20 protein-coding genes are annotated in these 20,107 nt (G+C 57.7%); 8 read left to right on the top strand and 12 right to left on the bottom strand.

Features of this window, described 5'->3' with window-relative positions; all coding sequences use genetic code 11:
- Positions 1-48: 48 nt before the first annotated feature.
- The 3 genes from RIN56_16620 to RIN56_16630 all read right to left on the bottom strand — a co-directional run bounded on the left by RIN56_16620 (position 49) and on the right by RIN56_16630 (position 4,197).
- Positions 49-1,641: a glycosyl hydrolase gene (locus tag RIN56_16620; GenBank protein ID MDR7868425.1), complete on the bottom strand. Its 1,593-nt coding sequence runs from the start codon at positions 1,639-1,641 to the stop codon at positions 49-51.
- Between the two features lie 401 nt (positions 1,642-2,042).
- Positions 2,043-3,320, bottom strand: a complete 1,278-nt coding sequence (locus tag RIN56_16625; GenBank protein MDR7868426.1) for an Nramp family divalent metal transporter — start codon at positions 3,318-3,320, stop codon at positions 2,043-2,045.
- Between the two features lie 193 nt (positions 3,321-3,513).
- A complete protein-coding gene (locus RIN56_16630; GenBank protein MDR7868427.1) occupies positions 3,514-4,197 on the bottom strand; it encodes a TMEM165/GDT1 family protein in 684 nt (227 codons plus the stop codon).
- A 333-nt stretch (positions 4,198-4,530) separates the two neighbouring features.
- Between RIN56_16630 and RIN56_16635 the strand changes: the two genes are divergently transcribed.
- Positions 4,531-6,009, top strand: a complete 1,479-nt coding sequence (locus tag RIN56_16635) for an ATP-binding protein (protein ID MDR7868428.1) — start codon at positions 4,531-4,533, stop codon at positions 6,007-6,009.
- A 50-nt stretch (positions 6,010-6,059) separates the two neighbouring features.
- On the opposite strand, the gene RIN56_16640 is transcribed toward RIN56_16635, so the two are convergent.
- The 7 genes from RIN56_16640 to RIN56_16670 all read right to left on the bottom strand — a co-directional run bounded on the left by RIN56_16640 (position 6,060) and on the right by RIN56_16670 (position 12,709).
- Positions 6,060-7,151 carry a hypothetical protein gene (locus RIN56_16640; protein ID MDR7868429.1) on the bottom strand — a complete coding sequence of 364 codons (1,092 nt, stop codon included), beginning with the start codon at positions 7,149-7,151 and terminating at the stop codon, positions 6,060-6,062.
- Complete coding sequence (locus tag RIN56_16645; GenBank protein ID MDR7868430.1) at positions 7,148-8,827, bottom strand: M20/M25/M40 family metallo-hydrolase; 1,680 nt, start codon at positions 8,825-8,827, stop codon at positions 7,148-7,150. The genes RIN56_16640 and RIN56_16645 overlap by 4 nt, the downstream gene beginning before the upstream one ends.
- 184 nt (positions 8,828-9,011) lie before the next feature.
- Positions 9,012-10,127, bottom strand: a complete 1,116-nt coding sequence (locus RIN56_16650) for an aldo/keto reductase (protein MDR7868431.1) — start codon at positions 10,125-10,127, stop codon at positions 9,012-9,014.
- A 106-nt stretch (positions 10,128-10,233) separates the two neighbouring features.
- On the bottom strand, positions 10,234-10,902 hold the full coding sequence (locus RIN56_16655; protein ID MDR7868432.1) for an NAD(P)H-binding protein: 669 nt from the start codon (positions 10,900-10,902) through the stop codon (positions 10,234-10,236).
- A gap of 73 nt (positions 10,903-10,975) precedes the next feature.
- Positions 10,976-11,257, bottom strand: a complete 282-nt coding sequence (locus RIN56_16660) for a metalloregulator ArsR/SmtB family transcription factor (protein MDR7868433.1) — start codon at positions 11,255-11,257, stop codon at positions 10,976-10,978.
- 133 nt (positions 11,258-11,390) lie between these two features.
- Positions 11,391-12,509, bottom strand: coding sequence for a DUF362 domain-containing protein (locus tag RIN56_16665; protein MDR7868434.1), 1,119 nt, complete (start codon positions 12,507-12,509; stop codon positions 11,391-11,393).
- Between the two features lie 77 nt (positions 12,510-12,586).
- Positions 12,587-12,709, bottom strand: a complete 123-nt coding sequence (locus RIN56_16670) for a DUF255 domain-containing protein (GenBank protein ID MDR7868435.1) — start codon at positions 12,707-12,709, stop codon at positions 12,587-12,589.
- Positions 12,710-12,973: 264 nt separating this feature from the next.
- Here RIN56_16670 and RIN56_16675 point away from each other — a divergent pair, with 264 nt between their 5' ends.
- The 4 genes from RIN56_16675 to RIN56_16690 all read left to right on the top strand — a co-directional run bounded on the left by RIN56_16675 (position 12,974) and on the right by RIN56_16690 (position 17,240).
- Entirely contained in the window at positions 12,974-13,321 is a 348-nt protein-coding gene (locus RIN56_16675) for a hypothetical protein (GenBank protein MDR7868436.1), read from the top strand.
- Between the two features lie 117 nt (positions 13,322-13,438).
- On the top strand, positions 13,439-15,154 hold the full coding sequence (locus tag RIN56_16680; GenBank protein ID MDR7868437.1) for a glycosyltransferase: 1,716 nt from the start codon (positions 13,439-13,441) through the stop codon (positions 15,152-15,154).
- Between the two features lie 29 nt (positions 15,155-15,183).
- Entirely contained in the window at positions 15,184-16,131 is a 948-nt protein-coding gene (locus RIN56_16685; protein ID MDR7868438.1) for a glycosyltransferase, read from the top strand.
- Positions 16,132-16,178: 47 nt separating this feature from the next.
- Positions 16,179-17,240, top strand: a complete 1,062-nt coding sequence (locus RIN56_16690) for a glycosyltransferase family 4 protein (protein MDR7868439.1) — start codon at positions 16,179-16,181, stop codon at positions 17,238-17,240.
- Positions 17,241-17,448: 208 nt separating this feature from the next.
- On the opposite strand, the gene RIN56_16695 is transcribed toward RIN56_16690, so the two are convergent.
- Both RIN56_16695 and RIN56_16700 read right to left on the bottom strand, forming a co-directional pair.
- Entirely contained in the window at positions 17,449-18,021 is a 573-nt protein-coding gene (locus RIN56_16695) for a cysteine hydrolase family protein (GenBank protein MDR7868440.1), read from the bottom strand.
- Complete coding sequence (locus tag RIN56_16700; protein MDR7868441.1) at positions 18,018-19,034, bottom strand: NADH:flavin oxidoreductase/NADH oxidase; 1,017 nt, start codon at positions 19,032-19,034, stop codon at positions 18,018-18,020. Before RIN56_16700 ends, RIN56_16695 begins: the two co-directional genes overlap by 4 nt.
- A gap of 144 nt (positions 19,035-19,178) precedes the next feature.
- Between RIN56_16700 and RIN56_16705 the strand changes: the two genes are divergently transcribed.
- The 3 genes from RIN56_16705 to RIN56_16715 are packed head-to-tail and all read left to right on the top strand — an operon-like array spanning position 19,179 to position 19,984.
- Positions 19,179-19,655: an NUDIX domain-containing protein gene (locus RIN56_16705; protein ID MDR7868442.1), complete on the top strand. Its 477-nt coding sequence runs from the start codon at positions 19,179-19,181 to the stop codon at positions 19,653-19,655.
- A 49-nt stretch (positions 19,656-19,704) separates the two neighbouring features.
- Positions 19,705-19,839: a hypothetical protein gene (locus tag RIN56_16710; protein MDR7868443.1), complete on the top strand. Its 135-nt coding sequence runs from the start codon at positions 19,705-19,707 to the stop codon at positions 19,837-19,839.
- 22 nt (positions 19,840-19,861) lie between these two features.
- Positions 19,862-19,984: a hypothetical protein gene (locus RIN56_16715; GenBank protein MDR7868444.1), complete on the top strand. Its 123-nt coding sequence runs from the start codon at positions 19,862-19,864 to the stop codon at positions 19,982-19,984.
- Positions 19,985-20,107 lie beyond the last annotated feature (123 nt).

The following is a 20,107-nucleotide window of genomic DNA, read 5'->3' on the forward strand; positions in this document are numbered from 1 at the left end:
AACGCGAAGACCCGCCAGAAGGCGGGTCTTCTTTAAAGTTATACGGTTTTATTTTTTGTATTCTTTGAGTCTGGCCTTAAAGGCGTCGAGGATTGCCTCGTTTTCGTTGATAAGGTAGATCCGCCCCGGCTGGCCGTTCTGGTCGAAGTCGACGCCGCTCCACCAGACGGCTACTTTGAGGCGGTCGAGCTTCTTTATGCCGTCGAACATGCCGTGGATCCAGGCGACTTTGTCGCCGCCAACGGAATTGGAGGCGAATTCGGTTATCATGAAGGGCTTGTCGAAGTGGTTGGCGTACTCGTCGTGGAGGGCGGGGTAGATCTCGGAAAACTCCCGCCAGCGTTCGCCGGGGAAGTAGGTGCCGTTGTTGTAGCCGGTGAGGCCGATGACGTCGACGTAGGCGTCGCCGGGGTAGTAGGCAAGGTAGCTGTTCCACTTGAAGGCTGGCAGGGAGACGTCGTGGGGGTTCCAGACCCAGAGGACGTTGTCGACGCCGCGGGCGACGAAGAGGTCGTGGATGTAACGCCACAGCGCCTGGTAGAGGTCGGTGTCTTTGCCGGTATAGAAGGCGGAGTACCAGCACCAGTCGCCGTTCATTTCGTTGTTGAGACGGAAGAGGACAGGGTGGCCGAAGGCTTTGAGGTTGTCGGCGTAGGCGGCGAAGTAGTCGTCGTACTGGCCGTCGAGGACGGCGTATACCATGCCGGCGTTGCGGTTTTCGGTGGCCCACAGGGCGTTGACCTGGCCGGAGAAGGTGGTCTGGAGGGTGAGCTCGACATATTTGCCGCTGCGGTAGGCGTTGTCGAGGCCCCAGGTGGGGAAACGCTCGTCGAACATCTGGTAGTGGAGCAGGACGGGGAAGGTGAAGTCGAGGCGCTTTTCGATTGTCGCCAGCGGGCCGAGGGTCTGGGGGGCGGAAGGTTCGAAAATGCCCCAGGCGAGGGGGGCGCTATCGCCGAAGTAGCGGCTTTGGAAGGCGGCGGTCTCGGCGTTCATGGGAGTGCGGGAGGGGGCGAAGCGCTTGTAGTTGCGGGGGACGCCCCGGCGATCGACGAGGGAGAACCCGGCGAGGATGTCGGCGACGCTTGTTATGGGGGCGGCGGATTTAATGAAGATGGTGTATACTTCGTTGTTGCTGGCGACGATTTCGAGCGAGGCGTAGTGGTTTTTGTCGCCAGGCACGCGGGCCAGCGGCGGCCGCGTCCAGGCGAGGAGGTGGACTTGTCGCCCGCCCGCCTGCAGCCATTGGTCGGCGAGGACGGTGTGGTGGGGGGAGGCTTTGACGAATTTGTTGCCGTATTGGATGTAGTCGGCGGCGGTGGCGGCGGTGCCGCGGAAGTCGTCGCGGTAGATTTCGATGCGGGTGGTGTCGTCGGCGAATACGGTGCGGACGGCGGACAGCGACCAGTCGACGGCCATGTGGGCGGGGTAGCGGAGGCTGAAGCCAGTGGCGTGGTCGGTGTAGATGTCGTGGCCGTCGCCGCCGGCGACGATGGTTTTGACGTCGTCTTCAGGGAAGCGGCGACCGGCTTCGTCCTGGTAGCCGTTGACGATGACGGCCGGGGCGGCGGTGGCGGAGAAGACTGGCAGGATGAGGGCGGCGAACAGGCAGAGGGCGAGCAGCGTTTTCTTCGTGAGCATGGCGTTCCTCCCTGGCAACATTAAGTTAAGTTTACCGCACCGCCGGCTGCCTGGCAATCCCTTCCGCAATACCGGGAAGTAGCCGCCGCGGAACCGCGGGCTATTTTCCGTGCGGCGGAAGCACCTTTCGGCGGGGGCGGCATATTATACAATGAAACAGCATACCGCCCGTAAAGGGGAGTAGCTAACGGAGAAACACCGTGAGTGGAATCGACACACTGGCTTCGGCCCGGTTCCACTGGCAGCGCCACTGCTATAGCGAGACCTTTATTTCCGCCTGCGGGGGGGAAATAGGGGTCTCTTGCAATTTTCTCCCTGGGAAAAGCCGCCCTCCCTTTTCCCAGGCCGGAATAAAACGCAAGGTCCGCCGGAGAATCGGCGAACCTTGCAAACTCCGGGAACTATACCTGCCCGGTGAGGAGAAGGTAGAGGAGGGCGCTGTTGAGGGCGACAATGAGGCTGACGATGATCCAGCCGGCCATGGTGGTGAGGCGGCTGTTGGCGAACTCGCCCATTATGTCGCGCCGGGCGGTGATGAGCATGAGGGGGATGACGGCCGCCGGCAGGGCGAAGCTGAGGGCGACCTGGCTGAGGACGAGGGCAATGATGGGGTTGACGCCCATAAGGATGATGATGAACCCGGGCATCATGGTGATGAGCCGGCGGAGGTTGATGGGGATGTCGAGGCCAACGAAGCCGCCGAGGATTACCTGGCCGGCCATTGTGCCGACAGTGGCCGAGGAGAGGCCGGAGGCGAGCAGGGCGGCGCCGAAGGCGGCGGCGGCGAATTCGCCCATCAGCGGCCCAAGGGTCTGATAGGCGCCTTCGATGCTGTCGATTTCATAGCCGTTGGCGTTGAAGACGGCGGCCGAGACGATGACCATGGCGGCGTTAACCACAAAGGCCATGTTCATGGCGATGAAGACGTCGATCTTGGCCATTTTGAGGTGGTGGCGGCAGTCGGGGAGGTCACAGTTGCGCCGGGGCTGCACGAGGTAGGAGTGAAGGTAGATGACGTGGGGCATGACGGTGGCGCCGAGCATGCCAACGGCGACGAGGACGCTGTCGGGGGTGAGCATGGGGACGGCGAGGTGGTAGCCGGCTTCGCGCCAGTCGGGTCTGGCGATGAACAGCTCCCAGACGTAGGCGATGCTGATGACCGCGACCATAGCGGTGATGACTTTTTCGACCGTCCGGTGGCCGTATTTTTCCAGGTGACAGATGATGTAGGTGACGACGACGGTGAGGACGGCGGCCCAGCCGAGCGGTATCCTGAGCAGCAGGTGAAACCCGAGCACGCCGCCGAGGAATTCGGCGAGGTCGGTGGCCATGGCTGCCACCGTGGCTACCGACCAGAGCCCCCAGTTGACCGGCCGGCTGAAAACCCGCCCGCAGTGGTCGGGAAGGTTGCCGCCGGTGGCGATGCCGAGCTTGGCGGACAGGATCTGGATGAATATGGCCATGACGTTGCTCCAGAGGATAACCCAGAGCAGGTTGTAGCCGAAGTGGGAGCCGCCGCTGATGTTTGTGCCGAAATTGCCGGGATCCATGTAGGCTACGCTGACTACGAAGGCGGGACCGAGGTATTTCATCAGGCCTTTGGCCTTGGCCCTGATTTTATCGCCGTCGAGGCCGGGCAAGTCAAGCGGTAATCCTGCCGCGACTTCTTCTTCCTTCAATAGAACCACCCCTTTGCTGCGTTTTATACAATCACCTCACAAAAAAAAAGACGGCACTGCGCGAAAAGAATAAGCGTAGCTATTGTACAATATGACGGGCGGCGGCGAATGGTACTTAGTCCACCAGCGGACGCCGTTTTTTTGCCGGGGAAATGAGACAACCGCCCCTTCAGGGGCGGTTGTCTTTGCGTACTTATTTCTTGGTTGCAGCGGCTGTTTTCTCTGTGTCGGCGCCGCCTCCTCCCCAGCGGGAGACGAGGTACATCGCCGCGGCCAGCGATACCCCGGTGACGGCGAGGACGGGAGCGGTGAGGATGCTGGCCGGCAGGGCCTCGTACAGGCCGGCGAGGCCGAAGGCGATGAAGATGAGGGCGGCGACCCATTTGACGGTGCGCTCAGGGATCTTTTTGCCCATAACGATGCCGAAGATGATACCGATGGCGTCGGCGATAAGCATGCCGGTGGTGGTGCCCAGCCATACCGGGACGATGGTGCCGTACTGGGCGGCGAGGGCAACGGTGGCGAGCTGGGTTTTGTCGCCCATCTCGGCGAAGAAGAAGGCGATGGCAACCGTCCAGAAGGGGCTGCGGCCGGTTTTTTTGTCTTCGCCGTCAAGCGAGTCGCCGCGAATGGTCCACAGGCCGAAGATGACGAACGAGGCGGCGGCGGCGATCTGGATATAGCTGAGAGGAACGATGCTGGTGAGGTAGCTGCCGACGATAACGGCGAACAGGTGGTTGAGGATGGTGGCGGCGAATACGCCCCACATGACCGTCCGCCAAGGGTACCGGGCGGCGAAGGCCATGGCGAGGAGCTGGGTTTTGTCGCCCATCTCGGCGAGAACTACGAAGAGCATTGAGGCGATGTAAGCTGTCATGGGTTGTCCTCCTAATGTGGCTGATTAAAAAAACAAGACCTTTAGTCTGGCCGCGATGAAACGGCCACACTAAAGGTCTCGCTTATCGGCTGCGCCGACGACAGAGCCAGGCGTCGCCGCCAGTGTGTTGACTCTGTCTCGCAAGCTACTCCCCTTCAGGGTGAAAGGCTTGTCTTATGCGTTTGTATATACAGTGTAATTGCCGCGGGGTGGTTTGTCAAGCGCGTTGCGGGTAGACGGGCGGGGCAACGTACTGGAGGAATTTGTCATGTTGCGCTGAAGTATATGGTAGTCCGCCGGTTCGAGCGGCGAAGCGACCGAGGAGGTGTCGTCATGAGGCGTCAGATGGACGAATTTTTATTCCGGATGGCGAACAAAACGGAGTATTTGCCGCTAGCGCTGGACAATACGGCGGCCATTGCTCGGATGCTGGGGTTTAGCGCGGAGGATGCGGAGAAGATCAGGCTGGGGGTCGAGGAGGCGCTGGCGTATGTCGTCAGGTACGGTTATCTGCCTGGGGAGCTGGCGTGGTTCGATGTCGTGTATGAAACGGTCCCGCTCGGCCTGCAGATTACGATCAGGGAAAAAGGGGTGCCGCTCGACGAGCAACGGGTCGAGGAGGAGCAGGCGGGCGGGCCGGACAGGGCGCTCGACGGGCCGGGTCTCGGCCTGCGGGTGCTGAAAAGCAGCGTCGACAGTGTGACGTTCCGTAATCTGGGGAAGAGTGGCCAGGAGATCCGGCTGGTGAAGTATTTCCCCGAGACGTGCGAGTCGGGCGGCGACGAGGAGGCGGCGGCCGCGCCCGCCCGGGGCGAGGCAACAGCGAACGAATACATCGTCCGTCCGCTGGCCCCCGAGGAAGCGGTGGAGGTAGCGAAGTGCGCCTACAGTTCGTACGGCTATTCGTACGGCAACGAGCATATTTACTACCCCGAGCGGGTACGTGAGCTTAACCGGACAGGCAAGCTGCTGTCTTATGTGGCTGTGACCACTGGAGAGGAGTCGGAGATTATCGGCCACGCAGCGCTGGAGATCGGCGATGATCGTCACGGGGTGGAGATGGGGGCGGCGTTCGTAAAGCCGGCCTTCCGCGGCAACGGCTGCCTGCTGAAGGTTAGTGAGGCGCTTATTGAGGCGGCCCGGACGGCGGACATGGACAGCCTGTTCATCGCGGCGGTCACCGCCCACCCGATGTCGCAGAAGACGGCCTGCCGGATGGGGTTCAAGGAGACGGCCCTGCTGGTGTCGCGCGTGACGCTGGAGACAATGCGGGGCATCAAGGAGGAACCTATCCAGCGGGAAAGCCTGCTGATTTTTACGCGGTATCTTAAGGGGGGGCCGGGGGATGCCGTGCTGTATCCGCCGACCCGCCACCGCGAGATGATCGCGCGGATTTACGGCCGCAGCGGGACGGCGCGGACGCTGGCTGCGGCGGGGAAGGGCGGTGCGCGCGGCCGGGCGCTGGTGGAAACGTCGACCGACAATTATCAGGCCGCCCACATTTATGTGCTCCGCTATGGGGCGGACGTAAGGGAACAGGTTGCGGCGGCGCTCCGCACGCTGTGCGTCAACAGGGTGGAGACGATCTACCTGTACCTGAGCCTTACCGATCCGGAGACGGCCAGGCAGACGGCGAAGTTCGAGGAGCGCGGCTTTTTCTTCGGCGGGGTTTTCCCCGGACGGGGCGGCCGGGACTGGCTGGTGCTGCAGTATCTGAACAATCAGCGGCTGGACTATGGCCAGCTCCGCACCGCCACGGCGGCCGGCCTGGAGATCGTCGAGTATGTGCGGGCGTGCGACCCTAATCAGTGAACAGGTATATGAAAGGCCCTGCGGCGGTATCCGCCGACAGGGCTTTTTTGCTAGGCGTCGATCAGGTTGCGGTGGAGGTTGACGAGGAAGTCCTGGATGTTGGTGACGATGGAGGTCACTTCGAGGGTGCCCCGGTCGCGGAGTTTGTTGACGGCGAATTCCGATACATCGACACTGAAGATGGATACCGGCCTTACGACGCCGTCCACTACCTGGTAGGCGGGGGTCATGTTGCCGGTGGCAATGGAGTGGAGCTGGGTGGCGAGGCAGAGGACGGTGGTGGCTTTGGCGGCGTGGCGGCGCATCGCGTCCTGAGCGGCGTATACGTCGGCTATGACGCCGGGCAGCGGCCCGTCGTCGCGGATGGAGCCGGCGAGGACGACGGGGACGTTGTTTTTGGCGCAGGCGCAGATGACGCTGCCGTCGGCGTCGACGCCGGCGATGAATTTGTCCAGCGATTCGCAGGCCCTCGCCCTGTTGATGATGTCGAGGTGGTGGTAGTGTCCGTCGGGGATGCTTTCCTGGGTGTAGATGTCTTGGCCGAGCGCCGTTTTCAGCACCGCGCCTTCAAGGTCGTGGGCCGCCAGGGCGTTGCCGGCGAGGATGGCGTGGACGAAGCCGTTTTCGATCAGGGAGATCATCGCTTTTTTCGAGTCGGAGTCGAATACGACCGCCGGGCCGAGCACCCAGACGATATAGCCGTGGCCTTTTTCGAAGCGCAGTAGTTCGTACAGGCGGTCGTAGTCCCGCGAGTAGGAGGTTTCCCGCGAGCGGCCGGTGCGGAAGGCGAACGTTTCCGCCAGGCCCGAGTCCTCCCGGAAGCCTCGGGTGTGGATGTAGATGCCTTCGCCCCCGTCTTCGGTCCTGCCGACAACTACCATGTCGCCCGGCTGCAGGCGCCTGAATTCTTTCGCTTCCAGGCGTCCGTCCGCTCCGAGGACAACGGTGCAGTCCATCCGGCTCTGGCTGAGCAGCGTCCATTGGCCCCCGATTTTGAAGTATTCCGGGAAGATGGTGGTGGCGTGGAAGTTGTCGGGCGCGACGCCGGGCTTCTCCACCGGCCGTAAAGCGGCGTCGGGGCATGCGCGAAAGTGGGACTGCGCAAAATCGGGCTGCCGGTAGGACGGTAGCTTGAAACTCATTTTCTTTCCTCCTCACATTTTTTCCCGCTCTTGTCGATCAGGAGATTAGCGATGGTGTCGCCGAGGATGGCCGGCATGGCGTCGAAGGAGTAGCGCGTGCACACCCGCTCCGACAGTTTGTGGGCGTCTTTGCCGTAAGGGCCGATGTTGACCACCGGCATGCTGATGGCCTTGATGGCTTTCACCGGCAGGGTGTACCGTCTGCCCCAGGCCGGCATGTTGCCGGTCAGCCTGGCGACGCTCCGGTCGTCGGCGATGCCGCAGTAGCTGAGGTCGGAGATGTAGGGGTAAAATTTCTTGGTGACGATGTCGTAGTCGTAGCGGGCGCTGGCGTCGCCGACCGCTTTGGTCACGGCGTCGAGGAGAGCTTTGCCCTTTTTGTCGTCGTCTTTGACGTAGATGTGCGGATAATAGGGCGGGGCGAAATAGACGATTATCTTCGAGTTTTTGTCCGAATACCGGCTGTGGACTTCCTGGACGATGGCCAGGGAAAACTCGCGCTCGTCCACGTTTTGGGCCCGCAGTTTTTCGCTGAGTTGTTCTATTATCCGGTCGAGCTCACCGCCGATTTCCCGCTTCACGTTATGGTAGAGCTCTTCGTAGGTGAGGACGTTCACCTCCCACGGCAACCGCCGGAACGGGATGGCGCTCAGGGCGCAGTATTTCTCGTATTCTTCGTTGAGCCGCTTTATGACGTTTTCAAAGGATTTGATCGCTTTTTGCTTGCACTTCGCGAGAACTTCGTCCGGCTGGCTGCTGTGGGTGGCGTAGTTGAAGTAGAGATTGACCGCGTTGGCCGTCTGCGCCGAGTATTCGGCCTTGAGGTCGCGCTGGGAGAGGCTGACCGGCGGCAGGGTGACCTCGCCGTCGGCGATGTCGCACAGGTCGGTGCTGAGGTCCATCTGGTAGAGCACTTCCGAGGCCAGGAGGTTGGCGTCGAGACCGTTGAAGGCCTCGCCGACGTGAGTCTCTTCGCCGTAGAGATAGAAGCAGGGCAGCAGCTTGCCGGTGGTGCCGATGTAGACGTAGCGGCCGGTGTCGCCGGGATAGCGCCCGGTGGTGTAGTCGGTGTCGATGGCGGCGATGAATTCCCCGCCTTCTTCGCCGAGCATTTCGGCCAGATCCTGCACTGCGGAGAGCATGCCGGCGGAGTTGCCCTCTTCGTCGGGGACGCCGAGGAAGACGAGGTTGCCTGTCAGCTCGCCCGCCCGGAGGGAGAATTCCTCCATCATGACCATGAGGGCGGCGACCCCGGTCTTCATGTCGAGGATGCCCCGGCCGAGGAGCCACTCGGGGGAGGTTATCTCGGCAAGTGTTTCTGCGGCGAATTTGACGGCCGGCAGCTTGGCCCTGAGCGCTTCGGGGTCGGTGGCGTACTGGCGGAGCTCGGCGTAGTCGTCGGTGCCGACGGTGTCGATGTGGCCGAGACAGAGGAGATGCCGGGGCGCGGCGCAATTTCCCCCGCGGATGACGGCGGCGACGGTCTGCCTGCCGAGGCGGTCGCCTCTCACCGGCAGCAGACGGAGCCGATCGGGATGACGCCGGAAGTAGTCCAGCTTGCGGAAGTATTCGTAAATCGTTTCCGCAATGGTTATTTCCCCTTTGGTGCCGACGATGCTGGGGATTTTCGCGAGCCCGATGGCAAGGTTTTTTATCTTCTCCCCGATTTCAGTCACGCTGTCAACTCCCGGTCAATTTTGTATGGTTATCCGGTACAAAAAACCCCTAGTAGTAAAAACTACTAGAGGTATGCTCAGCAAATCTATGCATCTTGGATTGTTGATGCATGTATTCTGCGTGATGACCGTTTTTCCTGCCGCGAGCCGCAGAATTATCGCGACAGGCGCGGCAGGCGCCGGGTTACTCAAACAGCGCCTTGATATTTTTCAATTCTTTACGAATTTCCAGTCCCTGCGGACAATGGCTTTCGCATTTGCCGCACTCCACGCATTTGGAGGCGGGGGCGGCAAAATTCGTTATGATCCCATACCGTTGTTTGGCTTCGGGAGTGCCGTCAAAAACGTAGTAATCGTTGTATATCGCCAAACAGGTAGGAATATGGATCCCGGCCGGACACGGCAGGCAATAGCCGCATGCGGTGCAATTGACCTTTATTCTTTCTGTAAATAGCTGTTTGACTTCACCGACCAGCGCAATTTCTTGCGCCGTCAGAGAGTTCGCCGCGGCTTGCCGGGCCACTCTTATGTTTTCGGCAACCTGCTCGATGGTAGTCATCCCGCTCAATACCACGGAAACTTCCGGGTGGTTCAATACCCAACTGAGAGCCCATTCCGCCGGTGTTCTTTTGACTTCGGCGCGGTCGAAAACAGCCTGCGCAGCCGCGGGCAGCCTGACCAGATTGCCGCCTCTCAGGGGCTCCATGATGGCGACGCCCAACCCTTTTCGGGCCGCGTACTCCAGTCCTTCTCTGCCGGCCTGATAGTTTTCGTCCAGATAATTGTACTGGATTTGACAGAAAGACCAATCGTAATAGTCGACAATTTCCTTGAACAGCCCGACCTGATCGTGGAAGGAAAATCCGGCATATCTGATTCTCCCGTCTTTAATCGCCTGCCCCAAGAATTCGTCAATGCCGGCGGCTTTTAGTATTGGCCAGACCCCTTTATTCAGATTATGTACCAGGTAAAAGTCGATTACATCCGTTTCCAGGCGCGCCAGCTGTTCATCCAGGTACCGGTCCATATCGGCTCTGGTTTTCACCAGCCAGCTCGGCAGTTTCGTGGCGACGTTGACTTTCTGCCGGTAGCCGTCTTTCAGCGCTTTGGCGACAAAAAGTTCGCTGGCCCCGCCCTGGGTAAAGCCTGTGCCGTGGTACGGATATGCGGTGTCGACATAGTTTACGCCGGCATCGATGGCATATCGGAGCATGCCGAGCGCCTTGTCCTCGTCGATGTTGGTCGGGTCGTTGCCGATAACCGGCAGCCTCATGCAGCCGAACCCCAAGGCAGAAACCATTTCGTTGGTTTTCCCGTATTTTCTGTATAGCAATTTAATCTCTCCTCTATTTAACTCTTTTGTTCAATTCCGGTTCCGGAATTTTTATCATCCGGCAAAACTCCGCTTACGCCCCACCGAACGCGCCGATGTCCTTACTCTCAATGATCGGGGTGGGAGCGCCTTCCTTCGCTACTTTGATCATTGCCCGCCCCAATATTTCCGTCGTTGTGACATACTGCGGAAAAAGCGTCTTCCATACAGGATCGAGAATACCCAAGCCGATATACAGCACCCGGTATAACTTCGTTTTCGAGACGATTCCATGGCGCGGCTGGATGTATGCCGGGCGAAACATATAGGCGGCCTTGAACGGCATGCTCAGCAGCGCATTTTCCGTTTTGCCCTTCACTCTCGCCCACATGACGCGTCCCTGTTCGGTGCTGTCGGTACCTGATCCCGATACATAGATGAAAGTCATATTAGGGTTAAGTTTAACCAGGGTCTGCGCCACCGCCAGCGTGAGACTATAGGTCACCCGCCGATATTCCTCTTCCTTCATGCCTACCGAACTTACGCCGAGGCAGAAAAAGCACACGTCATAGCCCGGTAGACTACCCTCGATCGCAGGCAAGTTCTGCAAGTCTTTGTGCACGATCTCCTGCAGCTTTTCATTCCGGAGACCGGTCGCACTGCGCCCGACCGCAAGAACGGCTTCAACTTGGGAATCAAGCAGGCACTCCCGCAGGACACCTCTGCCGACCATCCCCGTTGCTCCGAAAATAACGACCTTCATGGAATCCCTCCTCGACATATTTCAACACTTTTATAACTATCGAATCTTTAGGCGATTTAAAAAGCAGTCTGGATTATTTATGCTGCAGTGCCAACAGTTGACTAACTTCTTCAACCAGTTCTTCGTTTACCTTACAGATTAAATATTTGCCTTTCTTTTCCGTACTGATCAAGTCGGCATTGGCCAGCTCCTTGATATGGTGGGAAATGGTCGGAGCGCCGATCTTCAAAGAGTCGATGATATCGGTGACAAAGCATTCGCAGCCGGTTTCAAAGCTGGCTTCGTGCGCCTTGGCGATTTTTAAGTATAGTTCCAGTCTGTTCGGATGCGAGAGAGCCTTGAATACCTTTGCCATTCTTTTTGTATCCATTTTTGCACCCTCTATTTTCGTTATATCATATTTCGATAATCGTCGAATTGATTTTAGCCTATTTTGATACCTTTGTCAATATACACAGCCGGTAATGGCGTTAGCTCAAAATACCATATTATAAAAACCGCTTGGCCAGCTTCAGCATATGACCCTCTTCCAAATACACGGCGTCTGCCGGACAATGCTCCTGGCAGCAGTAGCAGCGGATGCATTTGTCGTAGTCGATGCGGACTTTGTCGTTGACGACGGTCATGGCACCTGGCGGGCAGTGGGCGGCGCAGCGGCCGCAGCCGATGCAGGTATCGCCGATCTCGGGCCGGGCGGTGAGTTGGCTGCGGCCGAGCTCGGCGGCCCAGCCGGGGATGCGGTCGGCGAGGGTCAGCATGCTGCGGGGCGGGACGAATTTCCGCCTTACGCCGCTGGCGCTGCCGATAAGCTCGATGCCGGCGAGGGGCGGCGTGAGGCCGCGTTCGAGGGCGAGGGCGACGAGCGGCAGGCGCGCCGGATCGAAGCCCATGATTTCGGCCATGACGAGGTCGACGGCGAAGCAGTCGGCCCCGGCCAGAATAACCCCGGCGTTAACCGGGCGGCCGTTGCGCGGGCCATTGCCTTCCATGCCGACAATGCCGTCAATGATCGACAGGGCGGGCTTTACTAAGCTTGCCAGGTCGATGAGCATGGCGGCGAATTCGGGCCGGGCCTGCATGCGCAGATGGAACTGGGCTTTGCGCATGCCGACGATGAAGCCAAACATGTTCTTGGCCGCGCCGGTAATGCCCATGAAGGTGTGGGTTTTCATCTTGGCGAGGGAGATGACTTTGTCGGCCGCGGCGAAAGGGGTGGCGAGGGCGAATTTCTGGACGGTGGCGCCGGCGGGGTATGGGATGTCGACGGTGGCGTCGAAGGGGACGAGCGGGACAGCAAGCTCGCGGCAGACGGCGGCCAGCCCGCACTTTTCGGCCGCTTTGAGGGTGCCGGTGGTGCCGGGCGAGTCGCCGACGAAAGGCTTGGCGCCGCCCGCTCTGACGGCCAGGAGCAGTGCCCGCAGCACTTCGGGATGGGTGGTGACCGCCTTTTCGGGGGGCAGGCCTTCGAGCATGTTCGGTTTGACAAGCACCTTGTCGCCGGGGGCGACGAAGCGTTCTATGCCGCCGATAAGGCCAAGCGCTTCATTCAGTCCCCGCTCTACTTCTTCGTAGGTATAGCTATCAACCTTTACCGCTGCGACTTTCATTGCAACACCCCGCTTTGCTCAGAAAAAAAGAGCAGTTGAACTATCCGTAGATGGTGGTTTATTAATGTTCAAATACATTAGCTTTTATGAAAATGGCACCAATGGCATGAACTGTAGCCTATGTTCAGGAACACCGGCTTGTCCTCGTCTTTGGCCTTGGCAAAGGCTGCGTCCCCCAGGGGTACGAGGCACAGGTGTATGAACGTGGCAAATTCACCTTATTATGCGATTAATTTGTTCTGAAAGTGCGGACAGAATATAATTCCAAACGCCTGCCCATAGTTTATAATCATTTGCGGTTATTGTGACTATTCGGCAGGACTCATCATGTTATGTTGAGTTCAAGCAGATAAACGCTGACGATAGCGGGTCTGGAACAGCCATAGCTAAGTAGCAGTTTCGGCTTTTCACGCATACAGTATAGTACACTTTCCAACCTATTTGTTAGAGGAGGTACATATTTTGTGAGCTTTTTTTTAGAGATATGCAATCGGGCATTCATCAAGGAACTATCATGCGGACTAAACACCAATGTACTATTGTTCAGCGCGGATGGCTTTACTTATTTTGGCAACTTGCAGGAAATCGAAGACTGCCGTATCGCCCTTCTCACCCCGGCCGCATCGTCGGAATCAAATAGCGTGGAAATTCTTACTCCGGGCGGAGAACTTGTCAATGAAGTTGTCGCCCGTGTTGATCTATGCTCCATAGTTGCCAAAAGTATCGGGATCACCCATGACCCTATTTATCATCCCGGACCCATGCGGCTCCTCATGCTCCTGAATCGTCGCCGTAAAGAGACGATTCTGTAGAGACATACAAAGGCAGAAATGAGATAGTTGTGCCTCCGTCGAAACCGAGACGGGGAATAAGTGGTGTGGGCCAGTTCCACGGAGGGGGTGACTCACATTCCAGCCCAAAAACCCGGCGTGTGTATCCTGTTTCACGAAAAAATGCCCCAAACGATCGAGTGCATCAAAAGCTTTCTGAGTTCGGGAGTCAATATCTATGTGCTGAATAATAATTCATCGGAGAGCGCCTGCCGGGACCTGAGATTATTTTGTCGCAACCACCCCAATATCCAGATATTCGAGTCGCCGTCAAACTTAGGGGTGGGGGTCGGGCGAAACGCCCTGATTCAAAATACTCGGGAACCATGGCTTTTTTTTGTCGATAACGATATCCGGATTTACACTGCGGATTGGCTGGAGGTTTTACAAAACCATGTTGTAGCATATCCGGAAATCGAGGCGTTCGTCCCTCGTTTATTTAATGTCCACGATAAACGCTACGTGCCACACCTGTCTATGGGGGTTGAAGATGGCCATGTTAAAACACACATAGCGGAAACGGCAGCGTCGAATATGTTCCCCGGCGGGGCCGCAATAGTGAGCAGGCGGCTGTTTGACCGGCTGGGGCTTTATGACCGCGAAATAAAGGTTGGCTTAGAGGACTGGGAATTGGCGTTAAGGGCCCTTCTGTCGGGGAACCCGGTAAGAACTCGGAGCGTAGAGGATATATTGCTGGTCCACGATCATCGCCAGGTCCAGGATGAGGAAACAAAAAAGGCGGTTCTTACGCGGTACGATGAGCAGATTATCGAAATTTCATACCAAAGATTGATCAAGAAGCATGGGGTGAGCTGGGATCACGATTATCGGCCCTGGCTTAGAGAGCAGCTACGACTGATGGTAGCGCCGTCGGCCGCCGAATCACGATTCTCCTTAGGGGGTAGGTCCTGGAAAGCGCGCCGCCAGCCCACCAGTTGTTATCTTCATGCACTGAATACCGAGCATCCGGAACGAGGCGATTGCGGGGAAAAATTCGTCGGCGGCAGACCTGCCGACGGGATGGCGAAGTCAATTGTTGCGAGAATCCTTGAGTTATACCCCCATCTCCGTACGTTTCATGTTATGGGAGAACCCGACCCGCTACTTTTCCCACGGATAACTGAGCTCGTAGATTACGTTAAATCCTTGCACAAAACTATCGGGATTAATACGAACGGAGCTTATGGGGATAAACTGCTTTCCCTGCGTTACGAGCCAGACTATATTTCGTTTCGCTTATATGGATGGAATGCAGGCAGCACTTTGGCAGCATGCGGCTCAGACATCTTCACGCCCATGGTGCAAAATTATCGGCAGCTTAAAGAAAAGTACAACAATCTGGGGTTTTGTTACACGGTGTCCAAGAATAATTATCAGGACTTGGGTAAAATACTCGATCTGTGCGATGATCTGCAGCCGACGTTCCTGCGTATCGCTAATTATCTGCCGGACGATCTCCGTCCGGAACAGGTAGAAAAAATAATTACTGTAAATGATCGCTCGATTATCGGGGATATCGAAAGAGTAATAGGTAGTCGTCCCTATATCGTTACTCCCCCGAGTTACCTAAGATTTGGCCGTCCATCGGCGGGCGGGAGGCCAATCTGTAAATCGTACAAGAAAGTTATTAGCATTGACGCGGCCGGAAACGTCGGTGGCTGCATCGGTCCGGTTTTGCCGCGCTTTTGTGCCGGAAATATATTTAGCGCTGATGATCCAAATAATACGCCGGAAATGCGTAGGCTCAGAAATCTGGCGGTCAATGGATTGTACCCTCATCCCGAATGTCTGTACTGCACGAACAAGTTGGTCTGATATCGTCCTTCCTTGGGAGGATTCTTCCGATGAAAAAGCCCCGTCGCAGCCGCCTCATCCCCGGTATCCGCAAGACCGATTATCTGTTTGAGCCTAATCACTATTTTCTGTCAAAAGATTCATCCGCTGAAGATGGCCCTAATATCGGGACGCTTGGCAAGAATCTAACAATCACCTTTCTGTCTTTAAATCGTTCGGCATTATCCGCCAGACTACTGGCGTCGATTGTCAAACACATCCCTCGGTTTGCCGGTGAAATCCTGATCGTCGATAATGGGTCGGCAGCCAAGGAGCTCATCCAGCTACAGGAAGCATGTAAAAGCTTCCCCTTTCGCTGGCGGATCGTGGAGCTGGAAAAAAACCATGGCGTCGGGGGTGGACGCAATCGCACCATCCCCTATGTTAATACTGACTGGATCATGTTTCTCGACAACGACATATATTTCATCGATGATCCGCTGCAAGCCATACAGACCGATATCGCTTTGCTCGGCTGCCACTTCTTGAATCTGCCGCTGCTCGATAAAGACGGTACCGTAACTGCGATAGGGGGACATTTTTACATCTGGCCCCAAGATGACAAATATCATACAATATGCAAAAGCGCCTGGATACCGCAACAGCAAAACAGTTTCTCCGGTCAGTGTTTCCTGTCCACTTTTCTCAGCGGCGGAGCGTGTGTAATAAAAAAACAGACGTTTCAACAAATCGGCGCCTATGATGAAGGAATGTTCATAGGCTACGAGGATCTGGATTTGTCGATCCGCCTGTTCCAGGCAGGCTACAAGATCGGAAATACCGGGTGCTTTGCCTGGGTGCATGATCATTGTGAGGCAGTAGCAGAGCTGGACAGGCAATACGAAAAGCTGCGATGGTCGCTGGAAACGATCAGAGGGGCGGCCGAATATTTCGAGAAAAAGCACAAACTGGTGGTTTGGGACGATGCGCTTATTGCCTGGATCGCCGCTAAAGAATGACTTCCGGTGTAAAGGATACGAAATTAAGGCCAGGATGGTGTGCCAAGATGAAAGACCCCGGTTCGGAATGTATGGGGCAAGCGAGTCCTTCCCTTCCGAAGATTGCTTTAATCCTCGATGCGGATTATTGGGCGTTTGCCAACATCGCACGTGAGCTTTGCTGTTATTTAAGCGACCGGTTTAATTTCACGGTTTTATCTATGAGCCAAATAAAGGACATTCCACAGCTTTTATCAATGGTCAAAGATTGCCGCGTCGTACACTTTTTCTGGCGGGAAGATCTTCGGCTTATCGAGTCTCTCCTGTCCCCGGATCATAAAGCATATCCACTCGCTGCGAACGCGCTTGCCCGCCAGTTTTTTTCTACCGCGGTCTATGATCATTTATACTTGAAAAAAAGAGAGATTGCGGAAAAATTGTTTTTATTCCAAAACATTGTTGATGGCTATTACGTCTCATCAAAACGATTATTTGAAATATACTCCCATATCGACGGTTATCCCAAGCCATCTGCCGTACTTGAAGACGGTATAGACCTGTCGCTGTTTTATCCGGTGAACTTACAGCGGTTCCGGGGAGCCGAATCCTGCAAGATCTTGATCGGGTGGACGGGGCACAGCCGCTGGGGAGGCTTAGCGGCTCCTAGCGAAGATTTCAAGGGAGTTAATACTATTCTTCAGCCAGCAATCAGGCAACTGGTCAAGGAAGGCTTGCCTGTGGAACTGCTTATGGCCGATCGGGCGGAAAAACTGATCCCCCACCGCGAGATGGTAAATTATTATGCAAAAATTGATCTCTATGTTTGCGCCTCCAAAATAGAAGGCACGCCTAACCCGGTCTTGGAGGCGATGGCTTGCGGAGTTCCCGTGATATCTACCGATGTGGGTATTGTCCCCCAAGTATTCGGGCCAAAACAATCCGAATTTATTCTCAAGGAGCGCTCGGTTAGCTGTCTCAAGCAGGCCATCCGGCAGTTTATATCCCGTCCAGAATTATTTAAAGTACTTTCCCAAGAAAACTTAGAGCAGATAAAAAAGCAGGATTGGCGATTCAAGGCGGAGATGTTCGCGGCTTATTTCACGAGATGTTTGGAGCATGTTAAAGCATAATTTGTTTGAAAAGTATTTCGCCACCTATTAAGGCGAAGGAAACGAAAATGTTTCTTTTGTGGACATGCCACCAATGGCAGGTAATAGAGCATAATACTCTAATCCATGGTATCACTAACAAACGGGGTAGCACCAATTTTCCACTGCGGCGCGGGCGTAGCCGGGAACGTTAACGGCGGCGACTTTCATGACGACCACTCCCAGGGGGTTATTGGATCATGGCGAGTATTTCGCCGGTTGTGACGACGCGGCAGTATTCGCCCTCAAGGTTGGCGAGCGACATGGCGTGGACTTCGGCGGCGCTCCGGAGGCGGCCGTCGTAGTCGGGGCGGGCGAAGGTGAAGGCGGCGTCGTGGGCGAGCCAGGTGTCGAAGCCGAGGTTGCCGGCCATGCGGACGGTTGCTTCGACGGAGTTGTTGGTGATGACGCCGCAGATGACGAGGCTTTGGGCGCCGGCGGCCCGCAGGGTTTCCGCCAGGCCGGTGCCGATGAAGGCGCTGTTGACGTGTTTGACGACGACTTGTTCGCCGGCGAGCGGCGCGGCGCAGGGTTTGAATTCGCAGCCGGGCTGGCCGGGGCGATAGGTAGAGCCGGGCTCGACCGATTCGTGTTTGGCGTGGACGACGGTGCGCCCGGCACGGCGCCAGGCGGCGAGCAGGGCGGCGATGTTTTCCTCGGCACGGGGGTTGTTGCGCGGGCCGTGTTTGGCCCACGCGGGGTCGTCGATGGCCTGCTGGACGTCGATGATAAGCAGGGCGACGCTCTCCGGCAGGCCGTTCACAGGAATTTGCCCCGCAGGTAAGGCTCCGGCCAGTCGGTCTCCTGGCCGAGGACAAAGGCGGCCTTGCGCGGCCAGTAGGGGCTGCGCAGCAGCTCGCGGCCGAGGAAGACGAGGTCGACGCCGGTTTTGACGACCTGCTGGGCCTGGATGGGGTCGGTGATGAGGCCGCCGCCGATGACGGGCAGGCCGGTTTTTTCTTTGATGGTGAGGGCGAAGGGTATCTGGTAGCCGGGGAAGGCCCGCGGCACGGCGGGGGTGACGGCGCCGGAGCTGACGTTGACGATATCTATGCCTTCGCCTTTGACGAGGTTTAGCATGGCGGCCATCGATTCGGGGGTGTTGCCGCCTTCTTCCCAGTCGGAGGCCGAGACTCTGACGATGATCGGCATGGCGGCCGGGAGGACGGCGCGCACGGCGGCGACGATTTCGCCGAGCAGGCGGGCGCGACCCGCCGGAGAGCCGCCGTAGCCGTCGTCGCGCTTGTTGCTGAGGGGGGAGAGGAACTGGCTGATAAGGTAGCCGTGGGCGCCGTGGATTTCGACGGCGTCGTAGCCGGCGGCGGCGGCGCGGCGGGCGGCGGCGGCGAAGCGTTCGACGATGGCGGCGATGTCGTCTGCGGTGAGTTCGCGGGGGGTGCGGTGTTTGTCGCTGAAGGGAATGGCCGACGGTCCGACTGGCTCGAGGTATTCGACTTCGCTTTTGCGCCCGGCGTGGTTGAGCTGGACGGCGATTTTGGCCCCGTACTGATGAGCAGCGGCGACGATGCGCGCCAGGCCGTCCCGCTGGCCGTCGTTCCATAGGCCGAGGTCGCGGGCGGTGATGCGGCCGCCGTCCTCGACGCCGGTGGCTTCCTGGATAATGAGCCCGACGCCGCCGACGGCGCGGGTGACGTAGTGGATGTAGTGCCAGTCGGTGGCGAGGCCCACGCGGCCGGCGACGTAGTTGCACATCGGCGGCATGACGATGCGGTTTTTCAGGGTCAGGCCCTTGGCGGTGAACGGGGTGAACAGCATTTTGTATGCCTCCCTCGGGTATGGTTTCTATTCAATATTTCCGGACGGAGGGTTTTTATTCCTGTTTCCGGCTGACACCTTACGGGAAAACTTCTATAATGGATTTGCCGGACGACAATATCGCCCGGGCGGAGGGAACAACCCATGACTATGAATAAGATCAGCGCCGGCCTGATGATGTTCCGGCGAAAAAACGGCGAGCTGGAGATATTCCTGGCCCACCCCGGCGGGCCTTACCTGAAGCATAAGGACCTTGGCTACTGGGGCATCCCCAAGGGGGAGATCGAGGCCGGCGAGGATCTGCTGACGGCCGCCGTCCGCGAGTTTGCCGAGGAGACGGGCATGACGGCGGCGGGCGAGTTCCTGCCGCTGGGGTCGGTGGTGCAGGCGAGCGGCAAGACGGTGCACGCGTGGGCGTTCGCGGGCGAATGGGAGGATGGCCGGATTCCGGCGAGCAACCTTTTTCCGCTGGAGTGGCCGCCCAAGTCGGGGCGGGAGCAATGGTTCCCGGAGATCGACCAGGCGGCTTTTTTCCCCGTGCCGGCGGCGAAGCGTAAGATTAACCGCGCGCAGGGGGAGTTTATCGTGAGGCTGGAGATGCTACTTGGCGCCGGCCGGTGAGAATAGTATATATTTCACTCCTTTCCGGGCTACACTATCGGGGAAAGGGGTGATTGTTTTGCTTTCCCAGAGCGAGCAGTCTGTCAGCAGCCGCGAGGGCGCATCCTGCGCCGTCGATAAGGACGTGCTGAGCGGCGATGCCTGCGTGAAGTGCGGGTTCAAGTGTATCGCAGGATGCTCTTAGCGAGCGGTGAGGAGGAATAACGATGGCCAAAAATAAGGACAAAATCGCGCAGGGTAGCCCGGTGCAGGGCGATTTCGCCGCATTCTCCGGCTTCGAGGAGAAGTGCGGCGGCGGCAAGGGCGGCAAAAACAAGGGAAATAAGTAGACGAAAGGGTGGGGAACCACCCTTTCGCTTGCGGTTAACGGCAGGGAAATATTTGCCGGCAGCGAATTAATTGCAGTAGACATCGGCGGCGTCACGCGCATCGACCGGTATTCAATATTCGAT

The organism is Sporomusaceae bacterium, assembly GCA_031460455.1.
In the GTDB taxonomy this organism is placed as follows: Bacteria; Bacillota; Negativicutes; order Sporomusales; family UBA7701; genus Anaeroselena.

Coding starts and splice junctions, on each gene's coding strand:
- RIN56_16665 (MDR7868434.1), bottom strand. CDS start 12,509: ATGAAAGTCGCAGCGGTAAAGGTTGATAGCTATACCTACGAAGAAGTA.
- RIN56_16640 (MDR7868429.1), bottom strand. CDS start 7,151: ATGAGTTTCAAGCTACCGTCCTACCGGCAGCCCGATTTTGCGCAGTCC.
- RIN56_16700 (MDR7868441.1), bottom strand. CDS start 19,034: ATGCTGTTCACCCCGTTCACCGCCAAGGGCCTGACCCTGAAAAACCGC.
- RIN56_16690 (MDR7868439.1), top strand. CDS start 16,179: ATGAAAGACCCCGGTTCGGAATGTATGGGGCAAGCGAGTCCTTCCCTT.
- RIN56_16620 (MDR7868425.1), bottom strand. CDS start 1,641: ATGCTCACGAAGAAAACGCTGCTCGCCCTCTGCCTGTTCGCCGCCCTC.
- RIN56_16660 (MDR7868433.1), bottom strand. CDS start 11,257: ATGGCAAAGGTATTCAAGGCTCTCTCGCATCCGAACAGACTGGAACTA.
- RIN56_16655 (MDR7868432.1), bottom strand. CDS start 10,902: ATGAAGGTCGTTATTTTCGGAGCAACGGGGATGGTCGGCAGAGGTGTC.
- RIN56_16705 (MDR7868442.1), top strand. CDS start 19,179: ATGACTATGAATAAGATCAGCGCCGGCCTGATGATGTTCCGGCGAAAA.
- RIN56_16630 (MDR7868427.1), bottom strand. CDS start 4,197: ATGACAGCTTACATCGCCTCAATGCTCTTCGTAGTTCTCGCCGAGATG.
- RIN56_16650 (MDR7868431.1), bottom strand. CDS start 10,127: ATGGTTTCTGCCTTGGGGTTCGGCTGCATGAGGCTGCCGGTTATCGGC.
- RIN56_16635 (MDR7868428.1), top strand. CDS start 4,531: ATGAGGCGTCAGATGGACGAATTTTTATTCCGGATGGCGAACAAAACG.
- RIN56_16715 (MDR7868444.1), top strand. CDS start 19,862: ATGGCCAAAAATAAGGACAAAATCGCGCAGGGTAGCCCGGTGCAGGGC.
- RIN56_16685 (MDR7868438.1), top strand. CDS start 15,184: ATGAAAAAGCCCCGTCGCAGCCGCCTCATCCCCGGTATCCGCAAGACC.